The sequence below is a fragment of the Desulfoluna sp. HI9BLuna genome (assembly GCF_056829775.1).
The window spans coordinates 1,357,977-1,377,845 of the sequence record NZ_CP186555.1 but is presented as its reverse complement, the minus strand read 5'-3'; the positions used below and the strand labels follow the sequence as shown (position 1 = coordinate 1,377,845).

The following is a 19,869-nucleotide window of genomic DNA, read 5'->3' as shown; positions in this document are numbered from 1 at the left end:
ATTGTGGGTTTTAGGGGTGGCAAAAATTTTATGTGGCGTCAATTTTTGTTGGTCTGACGTTAGCGTCTGTCATCATGCCCCTGATAAGATCGGGTCCGGTTGTTCAATCACATCCGTTGTGAATGAAATTTTTGGATAAGGGCTTCGGCAGACAAAAACAGCCATGCCGCAAACGGTGAAATAGACGCGTATTCCTCGCCATTCAGAGTCTTGGCTGTGGCTACCAACCCCACCATGCAATGGCCATTTGCCTGAGCCCTAAGCGGTTTTGATGAGGAGATTGAAGAGATGTTGAGCCAGAGAAGGGGCGGTATGTTTGCCGCTGCGTTGTTTTGTTTCATGGCGGTTCAGGCCCCCATGGCCGGAGCGGCAGGAGAAGAGATGAGCGGACACCGCTTGGAAAGTGTCACCGTGACCGCCCAGAAGCGTGAAGAGAATGTTCAAAAGGTGACAAGCTCTATTACGGTGCTTTCGGACGTCGCCATTGAGGACTCTCAAATACAGACGACCCGGGATATTCAGGGATATGTGCCCAACATGCGCACACTGCACTCAGGCTCTCGGGATTACTTCAGCCGGATCTCCATTCGGGGGATCTCCAACACGGGCATCGGGGATCCAGCTGTGGCGCTTTACCTCGATGATGTCTCTTATGCTGATGTCTATCTGTTCGACATGCCGATTTACGATGTGGAACGGGTCGAAGTTCTGAAGGGCCCGCAGGGAACCCTCTATGGAAAGAACACCGAGGGAGGTGCCATCAATATTTTGACCAAGGAGCCGAGCAACAACGTGGAGGCAAAGGTCAGACTTGAGGCGGGGGATTACAACAAACGCTATATAGACGGCCTGATCAATGCCCCTGTGGTGGATGATAAGGTGTTTGTGAGGCTTTCGGCTTTGAAATCATCGCGGGACGGATATGTTGAAAATGTTGTCACTCATGGTGATGTGGACAATCAGGATACCCTGGCCGGAAGAGCAAGCGTGATCCTGAAGCCAACCGGTAACCTGGATCTGAACCTCACGCTGGGTCTGAGCCGGTATGATGACGACGGCGGGTTTCCCATGGTCCCAAAGGATAAGGAGAAATACAAGGCGGGTACGGGGATCACCTCCCTGGATGATTTCCAGGTGGGTTACGATTATATAGGGAAAAGCAAAGCAGAGAGCAGGAACACATCACTTCGGGTGAAGTACGAGCAGGACCTTTTTGATCTGGTTTCGGTTACGGGGTACCGTGGCAATGAGGGGGATTCGACACTGGATGGAGATTTTACACCGGCTGACCTGGCTATCGGTTTCAACAAGCACGATGCTGACGCATGGACCCAGGAGATGAGGTTGATGTCCAAGCCTGAGAATACCCGTTTGAAATGGCTTCTCGGGCTTTATTATGCTGACGAGGCGGTGGATGTGGAGACCGGGTACCGAATGGGCAAAGGCTACGCGGCATTTTATGGGGTCCCCATCGGTACTGAAGATTTGATGTCCGCCGATCTGGAAGCACGGGATTCCGCTGTTTTTGGTCAGAGCACCTTGCGATTCCTCGATGAATCTGTGGGTGTTACGGCAGGCCTTCGATACGAAAGGGCGAAACGCACCATGGATCGAACCCATACCTTCGGAGGAATCGAGACAGCCCCTGCCATGAGTGGACTTGAAAAGACGTACTCGGAGCTGCTTCCAAAATTTGCCATGGATTATCGTCCCACCGATGATGTCATGACCTATGCAAGCGTATCGCGGGGGTACAAGGCGGGGGGCTTCTCCTATGCGGCAGACAACCCGGACTTGGCGGCCTTTGACCCAGAGACGTCCCTGGCCTATGAGGTTGGTGTGAAGAGCGATTTTCCAGGCATCGGGCTGCGTACAAACATCGCGGCTTTCTATACCTGTGTGGATGACTACCAGGACAGGGTGATGCTTGACCCCACGAATGTTCTTCAGAGTAACGCCGCAGAAGTGTCTATTTACGGGGCTGAACTGGAGACCCACTTTGCCGTCACGGATTATCTCTCACTCAATGCCGTTTTCGGGTACACCCATGCGACATATGAGGATTATATCGATCCAGTGACGAAAGAAAGCTATAGTGACAACCATGTCTCCCTGATTCCTGAGTACGACTTGGGCGTGTTTCTCCAGTACCGCAACCCCTGGGGGTTGATGGCCAGGGTTGAGATGCAGAGAACGGGGGAAAGCTATCTGGACCGAAGCAATAGCGTAAAGCAAGAACCCTACACTCTGTACAATGTAAAAATGGGTTACGAAAGAGAGACATGGGATCTCTCCCTTGCCGTTCGGAACCTTACTGATGAGCAGTACCTCCTCGATGTGTTCGAGGATCCAACAATTGGGTATATGGGAACCGTTGGCGATCCGAGGACGGTCAGCGTATCGTTTAACTACCGGTTTTGATGTGGCCCACAGCCTGAATATTTCGCGAGTCGAGTGCGCCTTTATTCAAGATTCTGATAGCGCAGACGATGGGGGCACTCGGCTCGTAAGAAAAGCGATCAGAAAACGATGAATGACATGTTGTGTTTTTCAAGTCATTGAATCTTTTGCAGGTAACAGATTGCGGCGCTGTTTTATTGGCTTGATCTGATCCTTTGATCATGAAATACCCGTAAATGAGATATAAAGGGCCGCCCCAGCAAGGGGGCGGCCAACAGGGGATACGGATTAGATTTTCTAATAACTCGGTTACGATTACTGACTTGAGCTTTCCGTCGCGGCCTCTTATGGTTTGCACCGTTTTTTCCGATCGCTGCGGTTGACACCCCGATATACCCATACAGAGATGCCGACCCATGGTGAATTTTTCATTTGTTTTCCGGCGTGCAAGCCGGGAGACATTATCTTTTGGGAAGGTGTGGTATGCTGACGACTATGATCAATACGCTGTTGCCTCTGTTTGCGATGATGGGGTTCGGCCTTGGGGCCGGTTACAAGGGGATGCTGCCGGAAGAAAGCTCCTCCATTCTGAACACCTTTGTTTACAGGTTTACCCTGCCGAGCCTTATCTTCGGCTCCCTGGCCTCGTCTCCGGCCGCCGAGATCTTTCAATGGCAGTTCATGGAAGGGTTTGCCCTGGCCATGCTCTGTGCCTATCTGGTGGCCTTTCTTATCTCCTGTTTTTCCTTTAAATGCCATTTCACGGAAGGGGGCCTTCGGTCCACGGCGGCCAGCTTTCCCAACACAGCCTATCTCGGGTTCCCTATTCTTTTGTCCCTGTTTGAGGGGAGCTCCCATGCGGTCATCGCCGTGACCCTGGCCACCTTGATGCCGACCCTGGTGCTGATGCTGGCCATCGGCAAGCTGGAGTTTCACCGGGCGGACAAGGGGCGATCTTCGTGGCATACCCTGGGGACGGTCTGTTTTTCCCTGCTGAAAACCCCTGTTATCGGTGCGTCTGTGGGGGGGATTCTCTGGTCCTGCCTCGGGCTGGGATTGCCCGAATCCCTCACCCTGTTTTTTCACGACTTCGGCATGGCGTCCGTGCCGTGCGCCCTCTTTGCCATGGGCATGGTCATCGGCAAAAGCGGGTTGTCGGTCTCTCCCATGGATCTTTTGTCCGTGAGCGTGGTGAAGATGGTGATCCAGCCCGTGCTGGCCGCGTTTTTTCTCGTCATGTGCCACGTTTCCGGGGACTGGCTGATTATGGGGATTCTCCTTTCCGGGCTGCCCACGGCCATGGTTTCCTATCTGGTGGCCAAAGATTACGGGCTCTACGAAGACGGAAGCTCGGCAGCCGTCCTTGTGTCGACCCTGTTGTGTGTCGTGACCATCCCCGCCACCCTGGCCCTGGCGTCCCGCTTTGGCTTGGCCCTTGCCTGACCCGGATATTTCATGAGAAAACGACCGCCCCAAAAATACAAAATGTAATTCACCGTTTTCTGCACAATTTTCTCATTCTTCGGGCGATGTAGCGATCCTCCTTCATTCTGCCTCCGGCGAATCCGCCGGAGGTTCTCGTAAATTTACCAAAATATCAATGAGGTGTGTGCTGTCTCCTGCTATACTCGGTGGGTATGGTGTGGCGACGTGTGGCGTCGCCCGTGCGAACCTATCCGGGCCATGCTGGTCCCGGGTAACCTCGGCCGTATTGTTAACAAACCGTCAAGGAGGAGACCATGGAAGATCGCATCAGGGATGCCGTGATGGCGTCGTTTGTGGGGGATGCCTTAGCGCTGGGAGTCCACTGGATCTACAACGTTCGGGTCATTGACCGGAAATACGGGCGTGTTGAAGAGCTTCTGGCCCCGGAGCTGGCGTCGTTTCACAAGGGCAAGGCCAAAGGCGAATTTACCCATTACGGGGATCAGATGATGGTGCTTCTGGAGTCCGTGGCCCAAAACGGGGGATTTGATGCCAAAGGGTTCATGTCTGCCTGGGTGGGGCTCATGAAGGGGGGCTCCTGCTACCTGGATAAAGCATCCCAGGCGACCTTGGAGAATCTTGATGCGGGGGCGGCCTTTGACGGGGCTGGATCGGACTCCACGGACCTGGCCGGGGCGGCTCGGATTGCTCCGTTGCTGCTCGGCAACCATGCATCGGCCGGGGAGCTGGCGCAGCTGGCCACGTCCGAGACAGCCCTGACCCACGCCAACACGGCCGTGACCGATGCGGCGGCCTATTTTGCCTGCGTGGCCCGCCTCGTGCTGGACGGATGCGGGCCGGTGGAGGCCTTAAGCCTGTCCCTGGATGAAGCCGGAGGCGGCGCCGAACTCAGGGAGGGGGTAACCATGGGTCTTCAGAGCCGCGAGACCCCGACCCGTGAAGCCATCGCCGAGTTTGGCCAGATGTGCGAGATCGAGGCATCTCTTCCTTCCACCGTTCATCTGATCACCCGCCATGAAAAAAGCCTGAAAGAGGCCCTCGTCGAAAACGTCATGGCCGGAGGCGATTCCGCAGCCCGCGGCATGCTTACCGGGCTGGTTCTGGGGGCGCGCCACGGGATTTCTGAGATTCCGGATGCCTGGGTTACTGGCATGACACGGTATCAGGACATCGTTAAGCTCATGGCGCCATCGTAAGTCCTTGGTCGACGACATTGTCAATGGGTGAGGGCCGGGACCATGCGGCGGCCCCCCAGAAAGAGGGCGGCAACGGCAGCCGGGTACCACAGGGCCTGATAGCCCCCCATGGCGATGATGACCAAGGCCAGACTGGAAAGGGTCAGCTGGATTTTGAAGGGCTCGTGCACCAGCATGCGCCACGACGCCAGGATGATGATGACATAGGTGGTGAGAAAGTTGGCGCTGGCGAGCTTGAGGTAGTCGTCCACCTCAAAGCCGCAGACCCAAAAAAGGAGAAGGGACAGGCCCCAGATACATCCCAGGGCCAGGAGGGCGCGACGGGGCGTGTGGGTTCTGGGGTCTACCTCTGAGAGCCAGGCGGGAAAGGAGCCGTCCCGGGCAAGGCCGAATACCAGGCGGGAGGCCCCTCGGACCCAGGAGATCATCATGATGAAGATGATGGAGATGGCAGCCACCGCCGAGATGCATTCCGCATGGGCACCGATGGAGACGCGCAACAGGTCGGAGATGGATGCGTTGCTCGATGCCAGGGTGGCTCTGGACAGAACGCCCACGATGGCAATAGAGAGCATGGTGAAAAGAACGCCTACCACGGCAACGGATGCCCCCAGGGCTTTGACCATGTCGTTGGGGTCGTGGAATTCTTCCCCGGAAAAGGCCGCGGTTTCCCATCCCACAAAGGCAAAAAAGCAGATGAGGGTGGTCTTCAGGATATGGCTCGGGCCCACCCCTTTGATGTCGGTGAACCGTGCGGGGTCGATGTGGGCAAAGGAGAGGAGGATGCCCATGGTCACCAGTACCAGGAAACCTATGAAGGTGTAGCGCTGGATCCGCATGGTCATTTCCACGTCCGCCAGGTTGATGCCGATGAGGGCCGCGAGGAAGCAGAACGCAACCAGCACCTGGCTGCCGTGGCTCAGTGCCATGAGCTTGGTCAGGTACTCGGAGAAAAAGAGGGCGGTGGCCGGGGCGCCCACGAAGATGGCCGTCAGGTAGAGGACCCCGGTCAACTGGCCCATCTCTTTTCCCAGGCCGTGGGAGATGAACTCGATGACGCCGCTTGCCGAGGGGTGTCTGCGGGCCAGCTCGGACATGACCCGCGCCATGGGGTAGGAAATTCCCGCCAGGGCCATCCAGATGACGATGGACCAGGGGCCGGCCAGCCTGGCCGCGATGGAGGGCAGGACAATGATGCCGAGGCCCAGGACAGAGGTGGTGTACAGGACAAACCCGTCGGTTGCCGTGAGGTGTTTGCGCAGCATGTGTCGCCTCGTGTGTGAGTATAAAAATCGTGGTAACGGTTCAGCTCATTTTGCCGCCGGTGACCCTGTCGAAGCCTGCTTTATCTCTTTGTGTGTTAAAGTTGGCTGTTTGCTTTGGCGGCATTTATTAATGCATAGTAAATGGGCATAGAATTTTTAAAACATATATTCGGGTGTTGTTAAATTCTCTTTGTTTTGTGGGAAGTTTTTTCTACCAGGAAATCCGGGTGAAGGTCAACGGGAAGGTTTCCCGTTGGGCGGGGCAAAACGAAAAACAACGGTGCAGGCCATCACATGGGCCTCCGGCGATTGTGCCGGAGGCCCATTGCTTTTTTTATTTCCGTACACGCTGGGCCAGGCGTTCGCTCAGGCGCAGGAGGGCGGGGGATCGATCGTCCCGGCCGATGGACACATGGATCAGGGAGAACCCGTCCTCATAGGCCTCGGCATTGTCCAGGGCTCGGTCCAGTTGGGCTTCGGTGGTGACATGAAAACCCTTTCCCGCGCTCAGGACCTCGGGGATGCGGCTGAAGTTCCATGGCAGGATGTCGTTGAAGGGGCCGTCCAGCATGGGGCGCTCCGTGCTGTAGCCCTTGTTGTCGAGCACGACGATAATGGGGTTGAGCTTGAAGAGGGCCAGGGTGGAGAGCTCCATGCCGGTCATCTGGAAGGACCCGTCGCCGGTGAGGACCAGGGGCCTGTGGCGGGGGTTGGCCAGCTGGGCCCCGATGGCCGCCGGAACCGCAAAGCCCAGGGACGCATAGTAGGCGGGGGACAAGAACTCCGTGGCTTCGTGGATGAGAAGGTCGTTGGCGCCGAACAGGGTGTCGCCCACATCGGCGATGACCACGGTGTTGTTTTTCAGGAACCTGTTGAGCCTTTCAAAGAGCCGCTTGGCCGTGATGGGGTCGTTGCCGTTGCCCGCAGGTACCGGGTCTGGCTCTTCAGGTTGGGGCAGGGCTTCTGGCGTTCTGGGCTGTATGTTGGTTTCGTAGAGGCCGCTGACGAACTCTTCGAAGAGGATGTCGTCGTAGTGGTGGTGCTTGATGCTGACCCTCTCGCTGATGGCATAGATGCACCGGCCCGGGTCGATGTCGGCGGTGTAGACCCCCAGGTTCAGGTCGGTCATGAACGCGCCCAGGATGATCAGGCAGTCGCTTGATTCGACATATTCGCGGACCTCCTCCCGCCCGGTGGCCCCTTCGTAGATCCCTAAGTACAGCGGAGATTTTTCCGATATAACAGATTTGCCGAGGATGGTGGATGCCACCGGGATCCCCATTTTTCGTGCAAACCCCAGGAGCTGGGGCTGCAACCCGAATCGGTGGATTTCCACCCCGGCAAGGATCACGGGGCGCTCGGCCTCATTGATGAGTTCGGCTGTTTCGGCCAGGGCCTCCTTGAGGCTCTCCGGCTCGCTCGTCTCTTCGGCCTGGGGGTGGGTGTGATGTGCGGGGCACTCCTTTGTCACCATGTCCCGGGGAATCTCAATGTAGACCGGGCGCTTGTACCTCAAGGCCGCGTGAATCACCCGATCGATCTCCGCAGGGGCCGTGTCCGGGTTGTCCAATAGGGCCGTTGCCACGGTAAACTCCTGGAACACGCGGAGCTGGGTGTCGAATTCCTTGACCTTGTGGTGGAGCATGGGGTCGTTGAGGCGCTCTTCCACGCCCGGAGCACCGCTGATCACCACCACCGGGGATTTTTCGGCGTAAGCCTGGGCCGTTGTGTTGGCGATCTTGAGTCCACCGACACAATAGGTTACGCAGACGGCCCCCAGGCCGCGCACCCGGGCATAGGCGTCGGCGGCAAATCCGGCTCCCTGCTCATCGCAGGTGTTGATAAGGCTTAAGGTATCGTTGCGGGCCATGAGATCGAAGAAGGAGAGGACATAGTCTCCGGGAATGCCGAACACATGGTCGACGCCATGGCCCTGGAGTTGTTCGATCAGGTAATCGCCAATGGTCTTCGATGCGGTCATCGTAGCCTCCTCAAATGGAAAAACGGTTATGGGTGTGTCAATGATACAGCCCTCACAGGAGGGCGGTGCGGGCAGGGCGTTGATACATGGCGCTGTGTCGGGACGAATGCCCCGGAATAATAAGTGCCACAGAAGCGGCGGAGGCGAGGTCTTTGGTGATTTTTCAGGATGTGTGCGGGAAAAGGAGTTGTTGCTAATATACCAATTTTAATGGCCCTTTGGCAAACAGGTTGCCGAAAAGAAACAGGCTGAGGCGGGTGTTTTTTTCCCTCCCCGGTATGGGCGGGGAGGGGGAGGCCGCTACGCAATGAGGGTGGAATGGGCGGTGGCAACTTGCCAGTTGCCGGACTCCGAAAGGGTCCAGGCCCGGGTGAACCGGAATTCGCCGTTTGCAGGCTCTCCGCCGAAGGAACCCGTCAGGTCGTCTTCTTTCACTGGTTTTCGAGAATCGCTTTCAATACCTGGGGGAAATCCGTAATCAGGGTGGTGACACCGGCCTCAATGAATGCCTGCATCCGCTCGGGGTCGTTGACAGTCCAGAGGTTGACATTTTTCCCCCTGGCGACAATGTCGCGAAGCTCGTCCGGGGTGATGAGGTCCTGGTTGGCGTTGTAGGTGTCGTAGGCAAGGTCACCCCAGTTGTTTTTGGGGCCGCCCGTGTCCCCGATGAGGGCCTGCACGGCAAACTCAGGGGCTTTGTCTTTGATCTCGTCCAGGAGGCTGTGGTCAAAGGAGGAGAAGAAGACCCGGGACGGCTCAAGGCCGCTTTGGCGAACCTCCGACAGGGCTTTTTCCACCACGGGAAAGCCCACGGCAGACCCCAGAAGGGTTTTGATCTCCAGGTTGACGGGCCAGTTTTTGGAGGCGGTAAAGGCCAGGCCCTCCTGAAGGGTGGGGATGGTGAGGCCCCGGAACGATGCGGCTTCTTCCTGTGAAACGGCACCGGATTCGATCTGGCCAAAGGGGTCGGTGCGGACAAACCAGGAGCCGGCGTCGAGCTGCCGGAGCTCGTCCAAGGTAAAGTCCGAGATCGCGTAGCTTTTTCGCCCGGGGAACCGGGTGAGGGCGTCGGTTGTGCGCTTCAGGGTGTTGTCGTGGAAGAGGACAAGGGCGCCGTCCCGGGTGACGGAGATGTCTGTTTCCCAGAGGTGGGCTCCCACGTGAAATCCTTTTTCGATGGCGGCCAGGGTGTTTTCCGGTGCGAGGCTTCGGGCGCCTCGGTGGGCTGAGTTGAAAACCATGATGTGGTGTCCTTTGCAAGGGTGACGGGCTGGGGGTCCCACCCCCGGCCCGGACACCCGTTATAATACAGAATAGGTTGTTAATCCAGGCGTGGTGGTGGGCTGGTAACGCCCTGTTTCCCTGGCAGGAAGATGGTAAAGAGCGGGTGCACTAGGTCTGAGAAGGATCTGGCGATACATGGTGGAGTTTTGCTCTGTATCTGTAAATAGATACAGCTCAGGGCTGAACGGTGTTAGTGTTTGGGGTGATGGTTTTATCTCCTGCTTGACAAAAAGATAAACCTTACGTTAACGTAAAGTTCAAAAATCGCCGGTGGGACAACACGAAGCTCCGAGCCTGCCGGACTGTCAACGTTCATGTTCTGATGCTTTACCGGAGGGCGTATGAAGATACTGGCCATTGACCCCGGTTCCACATCGACAAAAATCGGGGTGTTTACCCACGGTGAGATGATCCAGGAGGGCATGGATCACGACCGGGACCTGATCGATTCATTTTCAGAGATCCACGAGCAGGAAGAGATGCGGTTCGCCTGCATCACCAGGGCCCTTGAAACCCGCGGTTTCGGTACGGTGCGGTTTGACGCCGTGGTGGGGCGCGGCGGATTGATACGGCCCGTCACAGGCGGTGTCTACCGGGTGTGCGACAGTCTTCTTGCCGACTTAAGGGAGGGTGTCAGCGGCAGCCACGCTTCGAACCTCGGCGGGATCCTGGCCCGTCGGTTTGCCGCCTCCTCCGGGTGCGAGGCCTTTATCGTGGATCCCGTGGTGGTGAACGAACTCGACGACGTGGCCCGTCTCTCCGGCCTTGAGGGCATCGAGCGCAAAAGCATTTTCCACGCCCTCAACCAGAAGGCCGTGGCCCGCCGCGTGGCCCAAGAGAGGGGCGGCTCCTATCATCAGGCCCATCTGATCGTGGCCCACATGGGGGGCGGCGTCACCGTGGGGGCCCACAAAAAGGGGCGTGTGGTGGACGTCAACAACGGCCTGGACGGCGACGGGCCTTACGCTGCGGAACGTTCCGGCTCCCTTCCGGTGGACGGCATGGCAGAGGCCCTGCGCACGGGCCGATTCACCCCGGACTCCCTGGTGCGTACCGTGAGCCGAAGTGGGGGGATTTTTTCCTATCTCGGCATTGTGGACCTGCGTGAGGTGGAACGTCGCATGGACGAGGGCGATTCCAAAGCGGTGCTGGTCTGGCGCGGCATGGTTTACCAGATAGCCAAAGAGATCGGTGGGCTTGCCGCGGCCATGGACGGAGAGGTGGACGCCATCGTCCTCACCGGGGGGATGGCCCATAGCCGACGTCTCACCGAGGCCATCTCGGAAAAAACCGGGTTCATCGCTGACGTGGTGGTGGTGCCCGGCGAGTTTGAGCTGGAAGCCCTTGCCGACGGGGCCCTGAGGGTGCTGAAGGGGGAAGAGGAGATCAAGCGGTATGAAACGGGGGAACAGCGAATGGTGAACAGTGAGTAGTGAATGGTGGGGGCATTGAACTGTGGTGGCGTTTTTGGGCATGGTCGGGTACACAGGTTTAAAAAAAGCGTCTGCTAAACCCTACCTATTTCAGCTTGCCTCCGGCGGGGCGCTTTTTTGAAAAAAAGCTCCGCAAAAATGTCGACATAGTTTCGGCGGAGCCTGATAAAACTTGCTTCAGGCCTGTTTGTCAAACTTTTTTAGACGTTTGTCCCCCGGCAGGGCCGCCGGAGGCAAAGATGAACGGAATAGCTACAAAATCAGGAAGGACGATATGGATATTGGGAAGCACCTGAGGCGGTACATGGAGCGGGAAGGGGTCTCCGAGGCGGAGGTCATGGAGACCCTGGGGGCGGACCCAGGCAAGTTCGACGAGCTGGAGAGCGGTGAGCTGGCCCTGGGGGTTTCGGATCTGCTCAAGCTGGCTACCCTGTTGAAGACCGACCTTCCAGCCCTTTTGCACGGCAAGGAGTACAGGGAGCGAAAGGCGATCAAGACCTCGGTGGCCGACCGGGTGGTGGTGCGAAACGAAAGGGCCCTGGACTACGAGAGCCTGGCGCCCTCTTACGTGGGGCGAAGCATGGAGCCTTTTCTGGTGACCATCTACCGCAGGGACGACGCCGAGGTGGAGGTGAGCCGCCATGACGGTGAGGAGTTTCTCTTTATCACCGAAGGCACCTTGAAGATCGTTGTGGACGGTGAGGCACAGATTCTGGAAGAGGGGGACAGCTTCTATTTTGACTCCAGTCTGCCCCATTCGGTGAACGCCGTAACGGACAAGGTGGTGCTGGTCTCCTCCATCTACAAAGGCGAGTCCATGGTCCACCGCACGCGGGGGCGGCGCATGAAGGCCATCATCGAGGCTGCCAAGCTCTTGACCCGCCGCAACATCGTGGTGATCTCGCCGGACAAGACAGCCATCTCCGCCATCAATATTGCCATTGAAGAAGAGATCATCGACAAGGCCTACCTCGTGGGCAAAAGGGCCTGGATCGACGAGCAGTGCAAAGGGGAACTCCGTTTTCCCTCCGCCTACGAGTACGTGGAGGTTGCCGACGAGGGCGATGACTTTGAACCGGCGGCGGCCCGGGCCGGTGTGGCCATTATCCGCAAGGGCCTCGGTCACATGATCATGAAAGGGAAGGTCAACACAAACGCCTTTTTAAAAGCCATCCTGAACAGAAACGAGGGCATTGGCACGGGCCGAAGGCTTTCCTTGGTGGGCATTTTCGAAGTGCCCGGCGTGGACCGGCTTCTCATGCTCACCGATCCGGGTATCAACCCCGAGCTCTTTGTGGGGGACGACGTGGCCAGCGGCGTGGATATTGTCCGCAATGCCATCGACGTGGCTCGTTCCCTGGGCGTGGCCCGCCCCAAGGTGGCCCTTCTGGACGCCAACGAGGTGCCCACGGACAGCATCCCCACCACCGTGTTCGAGCGGAACCTTTCGGAGATGGTGTGGGAAGACGCCGACGTGGCAGGCCCTCTCTCCTACGATCTCGCCCTTTACGATACCTTTGTGAAAGCCAAGGGCATCACCGGTGATCCCGTGGCAGGCAAGGCAGACATCCTCGTGGTGCCCTACATCGCCACCGGCAACATCCTCTACAAAAGCTGGGCCATGACCATGGGCGCCGAAGTGGCCAACGTGGTCCTGGGCGCCTCCGCCCCCATCATCCTCACCTCCCGCTCGGATTCGGACATCGTCAAGTTTCTTACCATCTGTGCCTCTGCCTTGTATTCACGCTGGCTGGAGGAGAAAAGCTCGTAATGCAGCGCATCCACGGGGGCCCCGAAGCCTGTCGCGAATCGTAGGGTGCGGCCCCCGCACCGCCTGGCGTAACGCGGGCCACCGGCTTTTGCTTTTCATGGTCTCTCCCATCACCGCAATGGATACCGGTTTTCGAGACGCTCTGCGGTTCTCACGGCGCACCCGACGGGCCCCCGAAGCGTGTCGCGAATCGTAGGGTGCGGCCCCCGCACCGCCTGGCGCAACGCGGGCCAGCGGCTTTTGCTTTTCATGATCTCTCCCATTACCGCAATGGATACCGGTTTTCGAGACGCTCTGCGGTTCGCACTGCGCACCCGACGGGCCCCGAAGCGTGTCGCGAATCGTAGGGTGCGGCCCCCGCACCGCCTGGCGCAACGCGGGACACCGGCTTTTGCTTTTCATGGTCTCTCCCATCACCGCAATGGATACCGGTTTTCGAGACGCTCTGCGGTGCGCACGGCGCACCCTACGGGCCCCGAAGCGTGTCGCAAATCGTAGGGTGCGGCCCCCGCACCGCTTTGCGATGGGTGACGGAGGCCGAATGATATGAGTCTTCATTTAATAACGGTGGGTGCTTCAGGAAGAAAGACAAAAGCCGCCGCACGTTGACGTGGTCTACGATCAACGCGCGGCGGCTTTCGTTTTTTGAGGCGGCAATGCCTGGCAATGGCAAGGTGTTCGGTTTTGTATTACATGCGGATCACGCGTCCCGGTGCCTTGCCTGTGGTTTTGCCCTCTGATACCACGGGCGTGCCGTTGACCAGCACGTGGGAGATGCCGTCGGGGTGCTGGCAGGGGTCGGTGTAGGTGCCTTTGTCGCAGACGGTCTCGGGGTTGAACACGGTGACGTCGGCATGGTAGCCGGGTTTGAGCAGGCCCCGTTTGTCGATGCCGAAGACCTCGGCGGTGCGGCCCGTCATCTTGCGGACGGCGTCGGTTAAGGAGAGGGCTTTTTTGTCCCGGGCGTAGCGGCCCAGAACGCGGGCAAAGGAGCCGTAGACCCTGGGGTGGGGTTTTCCGCCCAGGAGGCCGTCGGTGCAGACGTTCATCTCCGGACGCCTCATGAAGCCTTCCACGTGCTCTTCCAGTCCGTAGAAATCCACCATGCCCACGGCGTTCTCTTCGGCCAGCAGGAGGTCGAAGGTGGCTTCGTAAGGGTCTTTGCCCCTCAGTTTGCCCAGCTCGGTGAGGCTTTTGCCGATGGCGTCCTTGTTGAGGTCGGTTTTGACATCGGTGACAAAGATGCCGTCGAGCCCGGCAAAGTCCACGAAGTTGTCCCATCCCGGGATGCCCGCCTTGATGTCTTTCACCATTTTCTTGCGGAGGTCTGCATCGCGCAGCCGGGCCAGGAGCTTGTCCGTGCCGCCGTCGTGTACCCACGGGGGCAGGATGACGCCCAGCATTGTGCTGCCCGCCACATAGGGGTACTGGTCAAAGGAGACCCGGATGCCCTCTGATTTGCATTTCTCCAGGAGTTCGAGCACTTTTTCGTACTTGTCGGCGTTGTTTTTGCCGCACACCTTGAAGTGGGAGAAGTGGATCTTGGCGCCGGATTCGCGGCCCATGGTGATGACCTCTTCCATGGAGTCCAGGATGGTGTCGGCTTCGCTTCGCTGGTGGATGACCAGGGGACGGTCGAACTCTGCGCAGACCTTGCAGAGGGCCACCATTTCACGGGTGTCGCTGTAGGCGCAGGGCATGTAGATGAGGCCGGTGGAAAGGCCCATGCCGCCGGCGTCCAGTTCCCGCCTCAGGATGTCCTGCATGCGGGCCAGGTCGTCGTCGGTGCCGATCTTGTTGTCCAGGCCGATGCCCTCCATGCGCACGTTGCCGTGGGGGATGAGGTAGCCTTCGTTGGGAGCAGAACCGTTGGCCTCCAGGAGTTTCAGGTAGCCGTCGGTGGTTTTGAAGGTCCAGTCCAGGTCTTCCACGTCGCCGTCGAGGCCGGCCAGGTTCTTGCGCCAGGGGCTGATGAATTCTTCGGGGAGGGGGGCGGCGGAGATGCCGTCCTGGCCGAGGATCTCCGTGGTGATCCCCTGGCGGGTTTTTGCTTCTACCAGGCGGTCTTCAAAGAGGAGAAGGTCGGAGTGGCTGTGGGAGTCGATGAAGCCCGGGCAGACCACCTGGCCTGCGGCATCGATCTCTTCGTCAAAGGTTCCTGCCGGTGCAGGTCCCTCTGCTACGGCCGTAATGCGGTCGTCTTCAATAATCAGGTTGCCGGAAAAGGCTTCAGCGCCGCTTCCGTCGATAATGGTTCCGTTTTTGATAAGACGTTTCAATGCAGGTCTCCCTTGAATACGTATCGTGTGTGAAGCAGGGTTCAGCTTGCCGGAGGGTTTTTGCGCAATACCCGATACCCGGCCGCGCTGAGGCCTCGGTGCCTAAACCCGGATATTTCACGAGTCGAGTGCATCCATATTCAAGGCATCAGAGCTGCAGATGTAGTGGTTTACCTCAAGGCTCTGATAACGCAGAAGATGGGTGCACTCGGCTCGCCCAAAGGGTGAGAAAATCGAGCAAAAAATCATGAATAACATTTTGTATTTTTGAAATGCCTGATTTTTTCACAATAACCGATTGTAATAATTTTTCATTGTTGCAATCGGGCCGTTTTCTAATGAAATGTCCGGGTTAAGGGCACCGAGGCTCTATTGTATTGATTCGGTGTGGTTTTCCCGGCCGGAAAGGGCATCGTTGCTCTTTTTCAGACCGGGGAAGGCATCGGCCGTGTCCGCATCATCTCGCCATCCGGGATGATGCGAACCGGCGTAGCCGTTGGCCTTATGCCGCGTCTTCCTTGGCCATGGCCTCGTGTTCATCGGTGATGGCCAGGGGGGCGGAGGGTTTGCCCATGGCGATCTCGATCTTGGCGATGACAAAGAAGGTCGCGGTGCTCACAAAGGACCCGAAGATGATGGACATGATGCCGAAGGGCTCGCCCATCTGCTTCCAGACAATGGCGGCCACCGAGCCCAGGATGATGGACCAGAGGCCGGCGTTCACCGTGGCTTTCTCATAGACCAGGCCGAAGACGAAGGCCGCAAAGGGACCTGCCGCCCGCATGGTGAAGGCCAGGATGAGCAGGGAGATGATGGGGTAGTCGTTTAAGGCGATGACAATGGCGCTTGCCCCCACCACCACGATGGCCCCCTTGCTCCAGGTCATGAGGTCTTTGTCGGCGGCTTTGGGGTTGAGGTACGCCTGGTAGACGTCCTTGGTGAACAGGGTGGAGACGGCCAGCATGTTGCCGGAGGCGCTGGACATGGTGGCTGCCACAACCGATGCCAGCACGAGCCCTGCGATGATGGTGGGGGCAAAGTGCTGGGCTGCCGTGGGCAGGGCGCTGTTGGCCGAGATGTCGGGGAAATGGGCCAGGGCCACCAGGCCGATGACGGCCGGGATAAAGCCGTAGCAGGCCATAAGCAGGGAGCAGATGAAAGAGCCTGCCTTGGCCACCTTGGCGTTTTTCGCCGCAAAGTAGCGCTGAACAGCTTCCTGACCGGTGGAGAAGGTCATGAAGTACATGAGGATCAAACCGGCGATGGTTTTCCAGCCCACCTTGGTGAGGCCAAGCTGTCCCGGAGGCAGGTTTTCCACCAGGTAGTTCCAGCCCCCGGCGTTTTTCAGGATAATGGGCATGGCAATGGCCATCCCCACGGTAATGAAAAAGATGTGGACAATATCGGTGTAGGCCACGGAAACCAGCCCACCCATGAGGGTGTAAGCTGTAACCACGCATCCGACGATGACCACCACGGTTTTGAGGTCGGCTCCGGTGACCACGTGGATCACCGAGGAGGTGGCAACCACCTGGGCGGCGGTGGCAAAAAAGAGCGCCGAGATGGAGAGGATGGTGGTGATCATGTGGGATGGCTTGCCGTAGCGGCGCCCGATGATCTCAGGGACGGTGGTGGCCATGGACTTTCGTAAGAAAGGAGCCACAAAGGAGACCAGGAAGATCCCGATGCCCGCGCAGACCACGTACCAGCCTGCGGAAAGGCCCCATTCGCCGTAAGCCTTGGAGGCCACGCCCAGGGTGGATCCGCCGCCGATCTCGGCGGCGGCCAGGGTTCCGGCCACCATCAGGGGACCGAGTTGCCGACCGGCCAGCATGAAGTCGCTGGATTCCTTGATTTTGCGTTTGGCAACCCAGAGCCCGATACCGACCATGCCTGCCATGTATGCGATGATGATGTAAAACGTGCTAGTCATGATACTCCCCCTTTTTGGAATCAGTCGTTGAGCAGGCTTTCGATAATGGCGGCATACCCGACCACGGCTTTTTCAAGCTGGTCGGTGGTGATGTACTCGTCGTCGGTGTGAGCCAGGGTCTCAAGGGAAGGTCCAAACCCCAGGGTCTTGATCCCTGCTTCCCCTGCGTAGTGGCTCCCGTTGGTGCAGAAGGCGTAGTGGGAAATCTGTGAGTCGATTCCCACGGTTTTCAGCCCGGCCAGGGCCTTTTGTACGAAGGGCTCTTTTTCTTCATAGAGCCATGCCGGGAAGAATCGTTCTGCGGAGATGGTTTCGTCGGTGTAGCAGGCAGCCTGGTCGGTGGCCAGACCCGCGGTGGCGGAAAACTCAGGATCGGCGGCGGCGCAGGCAGCCACGGCGTCGTGGATGGGGGCCAGCACGCTTTCAATGGTTTCGCCCACCAGGAGGCGTCGGTCGTAGGTCACCCGGCAGGAGGAGGGCACCACCGATGCACCGGGGTAGGGTGCGGACTTGATGTCCGTGAGCACGTTGGTGCCCTTGCCGAGCACGGGGTGCTCAGGCGGGGTAATAGCTTCCACTTTTTCCAGGAGGGCCATCATCTTGTGCACGGCGTTGATGCCCTCTTCAGGGGATGCGGAGTGGGCGGGCTTGCCCTGGGTCTCCAGCACGATTTCCGCGCGGCCCCTCTGGGCGATTTTGAGGTTAAGCTGGGAGGCTTCGCCGATGATAACGTAGTCGGGGGCGACCCGCTTTGTGATCTCTCGGGAGGCCACGCCTTCAAAGCACTCTTCGTGCACCGCGCCCACTACGTGGATCTCGCCGTCGAAATCCCTGCCGGTTTTTTCAGCGACCTTTAATGCGGCGCAGGCCATGGCGGCCACGGCGCCCTTCATGTCCGAGGAGCCTCGGCCGTAGATTTTCCCGTCGATGAGTTGGGCACCGAAGGGTTCCTTGGTCCAGCGGTCAGCGTCCACGGGCACCGTGTCGATGTGGCCGTCCAGGAGGACCTTTTTACCGGGGCGCTTGCCGCGGATGGTGCCGGTGACGCTGCCGTAGCGGTCCACGAACACCTCGTCAAAGCCGCTGGCTTCCATGAATGCTTTCAGGACACCGGCAACCCCTGCCTCTTCGCCCGAAACGCTGGGCTGTTTGATCATGTCCCTGCAAAGTCCGATAACCTGTTCCTTGTGTGTCTCACTCAGCATGCTTCTTCCTCCTTTTCGGTGTGGTCACCGAACCAGGTGATGTTGCGATAGATGTCGGGGTCCGTGTCGCCTTCGGTGCTTATCAGGAGCACGCGCGAATCGGAATCAATTTTTAATTGTTCCCTGATATGGGACAGTTCCGGTCGTGTCATGATGAGGTGGAGCAGTCCTGCGGTGACGGCCCCGGATTCTCCGGAGATCACCTGGGGATCGCCTGACACGGGTGCGCCCAGGATGCGCATGCCGTTGGCCGCCACCCAGTCCGGGCAGGAGATGTAGCCGTCGGCGTAGTCCCGAAGGATGTCCCAGCCGATGATGTTGGGCTCCCCGCAGGCCAGGCCGGCCATGAGGGTGTCCATGTCGCCGGTGGTGAACCGAGGTTTACCGTCCCCTGCTTCGGCGGATTTATAGATGCAGTTGGCCTTGTGGGGCTCCACGATGGTGGTGATGGGGCGCTCGTCGCCAAAGGCCGTGGCCAGGAAACCCTGGACGCCGCCGGCATAGGAGCCGACCCCTGCCTGCAGGAAGACGTGGGTGGGGGCGCTCTCTTTGATGGCGGCCAGCTGCTCCAGGGCCTCATGGGCCATGGTCATGTAGCCCTGCATGATCCAGGCGGGGATGTCCTCGTAGCCCTCCCAGGCCGTGTCCTGCACCATGACCCAGCCCTTTTCTTTGGACTGTTTCCAGGCCAGGCGCACGGCATCGTCGTAGTTCATGTCCGTGATGGAGGCTTCGGCCCCTTCGGCCTGGATGTTGGCAAGGCGGGTCAGGGAAGAACCCTTGGGCATGTAGATGACCGCTTTCTGGCCCATCTGGCGCGCTGCCCAGGCCACACCGCGGCCGTGGTTGCCGTCGGTGGCCGAGACAAAGGTGATCTCTCCCACTTTTTTGCGGGTCTCCTCGGAGCGCAGGGTCTCGGCGGTGAGCTCCGAGATGTCGATGCCGAGTCGCTTGGCAATGACGCTGGCGATGGCAAAGCCACAGCCCAGGACTTTAAAGGCATTGAGGCCCATGCGCTTGGATTCGTCTTTGACGTAGACGCCAGCCAGGCCCAGGGTGCTTGCCAGCCCCTTCAGCGATGCCAAGGGGGTTGGGGCGTATTCGTCAAAGCTTTTGAAATAACGGCGAACCACGTCGGCGCGCTCGGGCGAAAGGAAGGCCGTGTCGGCCTTGTCTCCTTTGGTGCGTGCGGAAGGGTTTGCGATAAAATCGATGGATGTGGTCATGAATGGTCCTTAAATGTCGGCAGTTACTTCTATCTCAACTTCGGCTCCCATGGGGAGGGCGGCCACCTGCACGCAGCAGCGGGCAGGGTAGTCTCCGTCGAAGAATGTGGCGTAGATCTCGTTCATGGCGGAAAAGTCAGCCAGGTCGGTCATGAACACCCCGACTCGGCAGACGCGGGAAAAATCGGTGCCCGCGGTTTCCAGGATGGCCTTGATGTTGGAAAGGCTCTGGCGCGTCTGGTCCTTGATGCCCTTTGCCAGTTCGCCCGTTTCGGGGTTCACCGGAAGCTGGCCGGAGACATAGAGGGTGTCTCCCTTGATGACGGCCTGGGAATAGGGGCCGATTGCCTTGGGGGCGTTAGGTGAGCAGACGATCTTTTTCTTCATGCGATCCTCCTGTGTGGCTTGGGTTTGTTGTGTTGATTTTGTTTTGTTGTGGGAACCAACCGA

At 58.6% G+C, this 19,869-nt stretch carries 14 protein-coding genes; 5 read left to right on the top strand and 9 right to left on the bottom strand.

Annotated features, from left to right (window positions below; all coding sequences use genetic code 11):
• Nucleotides 1–288 precede the first annotated feature (288 nt).
• The 3 genes from ACOYW0_RS05435 (at nt 289) to ACOYW0_RS05425 (ending at nt 5,042) form a co-directional block, all read left to right on the top strand.
• The gene (locus tag ACOYW0_RS05435; RefSeq protein WP_482417540.1) at nt 289–2,421 is read left to right on the top strand and encodes a TonB-dependent receptor; all 2,133 of its coding nucleotides are present in this window, start codon (nt 289–291) and stop codon (nt 2,419–2,421) included.
• Nucleotides 2,422–2,883: 462 nt separating this feature from the next.
• Complete coding sequence (locus ACOYW0_RS05430; protein WP_482417539.1) at nt 2,884–3,843, top strand: AEC family transporter; 960 nt, start codon at nt 2,884–2,886, stop codon at nt 3,841–3,843.
• A gap of 296 nt (nt 3,844–4,139) precedes the next feature.
• The gene (locus ACOYW0_RS05425) at nt 4,140–5,042 is read left to right on the top strand and encodes an ADP-ribosylglycohydrolase family protein (RefSeq protein ID WP_482417538.1); all 903 of its coding nucleotides are present in this window, start codon (nt 4,140–4,142) and stop codon (nt 5,040–5,042) included.
• Between the two features lie 20 nt (nt 5,043–5,062).
• Here ACOYW0_RS05425 and ACOYW0_RS05420 read toward each other — a convergent pair whose 3' ends face one another.
• The 4 genes from ACOYW0_RS05420 to ACOYW0_RS05405 all read right to left on the bottom strand — a co-directional run bounded on the left by ACOYW0_RS05420 (nt 5,063) and on the right by ACOYW0_RS05405 (nt 9,529).
• On the bottom strand, nt 5,063–6,307 hold the full coding sequence (locus ACOYW0_RS05420; protein ID WP_482417537.1) for an APC family permease: 1,245 nt from the start codon (nt 6,305–6,307) through the stop codon (nt 5,063–5,065).
• Between the two features lie 334 nt (nt 6,308–6,641).
• A complete protein-coding gene (locus tag ACOYW0_RS05415; protein ID WP_482417536.1) occupies nt 6,642–8,288 on the bottom strand; it encodes an alpha-keto acid decarboxylase family protein in 1,647 nt (548 codons plus the stop codon).
• A gap of 300 nt (nt 8,289–8,588) precedes the next feature.
• Nucleotides 8,589–8,723: a hypothetical protein gene (locus ACOYW0_RS05410; protein WP_482417535.1), complete on the bottom strand. Its 135-nt coding sequence runs from the start codon at nt 8,721–8,723 to the stop codon at nt 8,589–8,591.
• Complete coding sequence (locus ACOYW0_RS05405) at nt 8,720–9,529, bottom strand: glycerophosphodiester phosphodiesterase (RefSeq protein ID WP_482417534.1); 810 nt, start codon at nt 9,527–9,529, stop codon at nt 8,720–8,722. The genes ACOYW0_RS05410 and ACOYW0_RS05405 overlap by 4 nt, the downstream gene beginning before the upstream one ends.
• A gap of 384 nt (nt 9,530–9,913) precedes the next feature.
• On the opposite strand from ACOYW0_RS05405, the gene buk reads away from it, so the two are divergent.
• Nucleotides 9,914–11,005 (top strand): butyrate kinase, encoded by a 1,092-nt coding sequence (gene buk / locus ACOYW0_RS05400; RefSeq protein WP_482417533.1) that lies wholly within the window; start codon nt 9,914–9,916, stop codon nt 11,003–11,005.
• A 274-nt stretch (nt 11,006–11,279) separates the two neighbouring features.
• Nucleotides 11,280–12,776 (top strand): phosphate acyltransferase, encoded by a 1,497-nt coding sequence (locus ACOYW0_RS05395; RefSeq protein WP_482417532.1) that lies wholly within the window; start codon nt 11,280–11,282, stop codon nt 12,774–12,776.
• A gap of 689 nt (nt 12,777–13,465) precedes the next feature.
• On the opposite strand, the gene ACOYW0_RS05390 is transcribed toward ACOYW0_RS05395, so the two are convergent.
• From ACOYW0_RS05390 to ACOYW0_RS05370, 5 genes are all read right to left on the bottom strand, one after another.
• The gene (locus tag ACOYW0_RS05390) at nt 13,466–15,055 is read right to left on the bottom strand and encodes an N-acyl-D-amino-acid deacylase family protein (RefSeq protein WP_482417531.1); all 1,590 of its coding nucleotides are present in this window, start codon (nt 15,053–15,055) and stop codon (nt 13,466–13,468) included.
• A gap of 502 nt (nt 15,056–15,557) precedes the next feature.
• Entirely contained in the window at nt 15,558–16,988 is a 1,431-nt protein-coding gene (locus ACOYW0_RS05385; protein WP_482417530.1) for a sodium:solute symporter family protein, read from the bottom strand.
• Between the two features lie 20 nt (nt 16,989–17,008).
• The gene (locus ACOYW0_RS05380) at nt 17,009–18,193 is read right to left on the bottom strand and encodes a YgeY family selenium metabolism-linked hydrolase (protein ID WP_482417529.1); all 1,185 of its coding nucleotides are present in this window, start codon (nt 18,191–18,193) and stop codon (nt 17,009–17,011) included.
• Complete coding sequence (gene dpaL, locus ACOYW0_RS05375; RefSeq protein ID WP_482417528.1) at nt 18,187–19,419, bottom strand: diaminopropionate ammonia-lyase; 1,233 nt, start codon at nt 19,417–19,419, stop codon at nt 18,187–18,189. Before dpaL ends, ACOYW0_RS05380 begins: the two co-directional genes overlap by 7 nt.
• Before the next feature lie 9 nt (nt 19,420–19,428).
• Complete coding sequence (locus tag ACOYW0_RS05370) at nt 19,429–19,806, bottom strand: RidA family protein (protein WP_482417527.1); 378 nt, start codon at nt 19,804–19,806, stop codon at nt 19,429–19,431.
• Between the last annotated feature and the right edge of the window lie 63 nt (nt 19,807–19,869).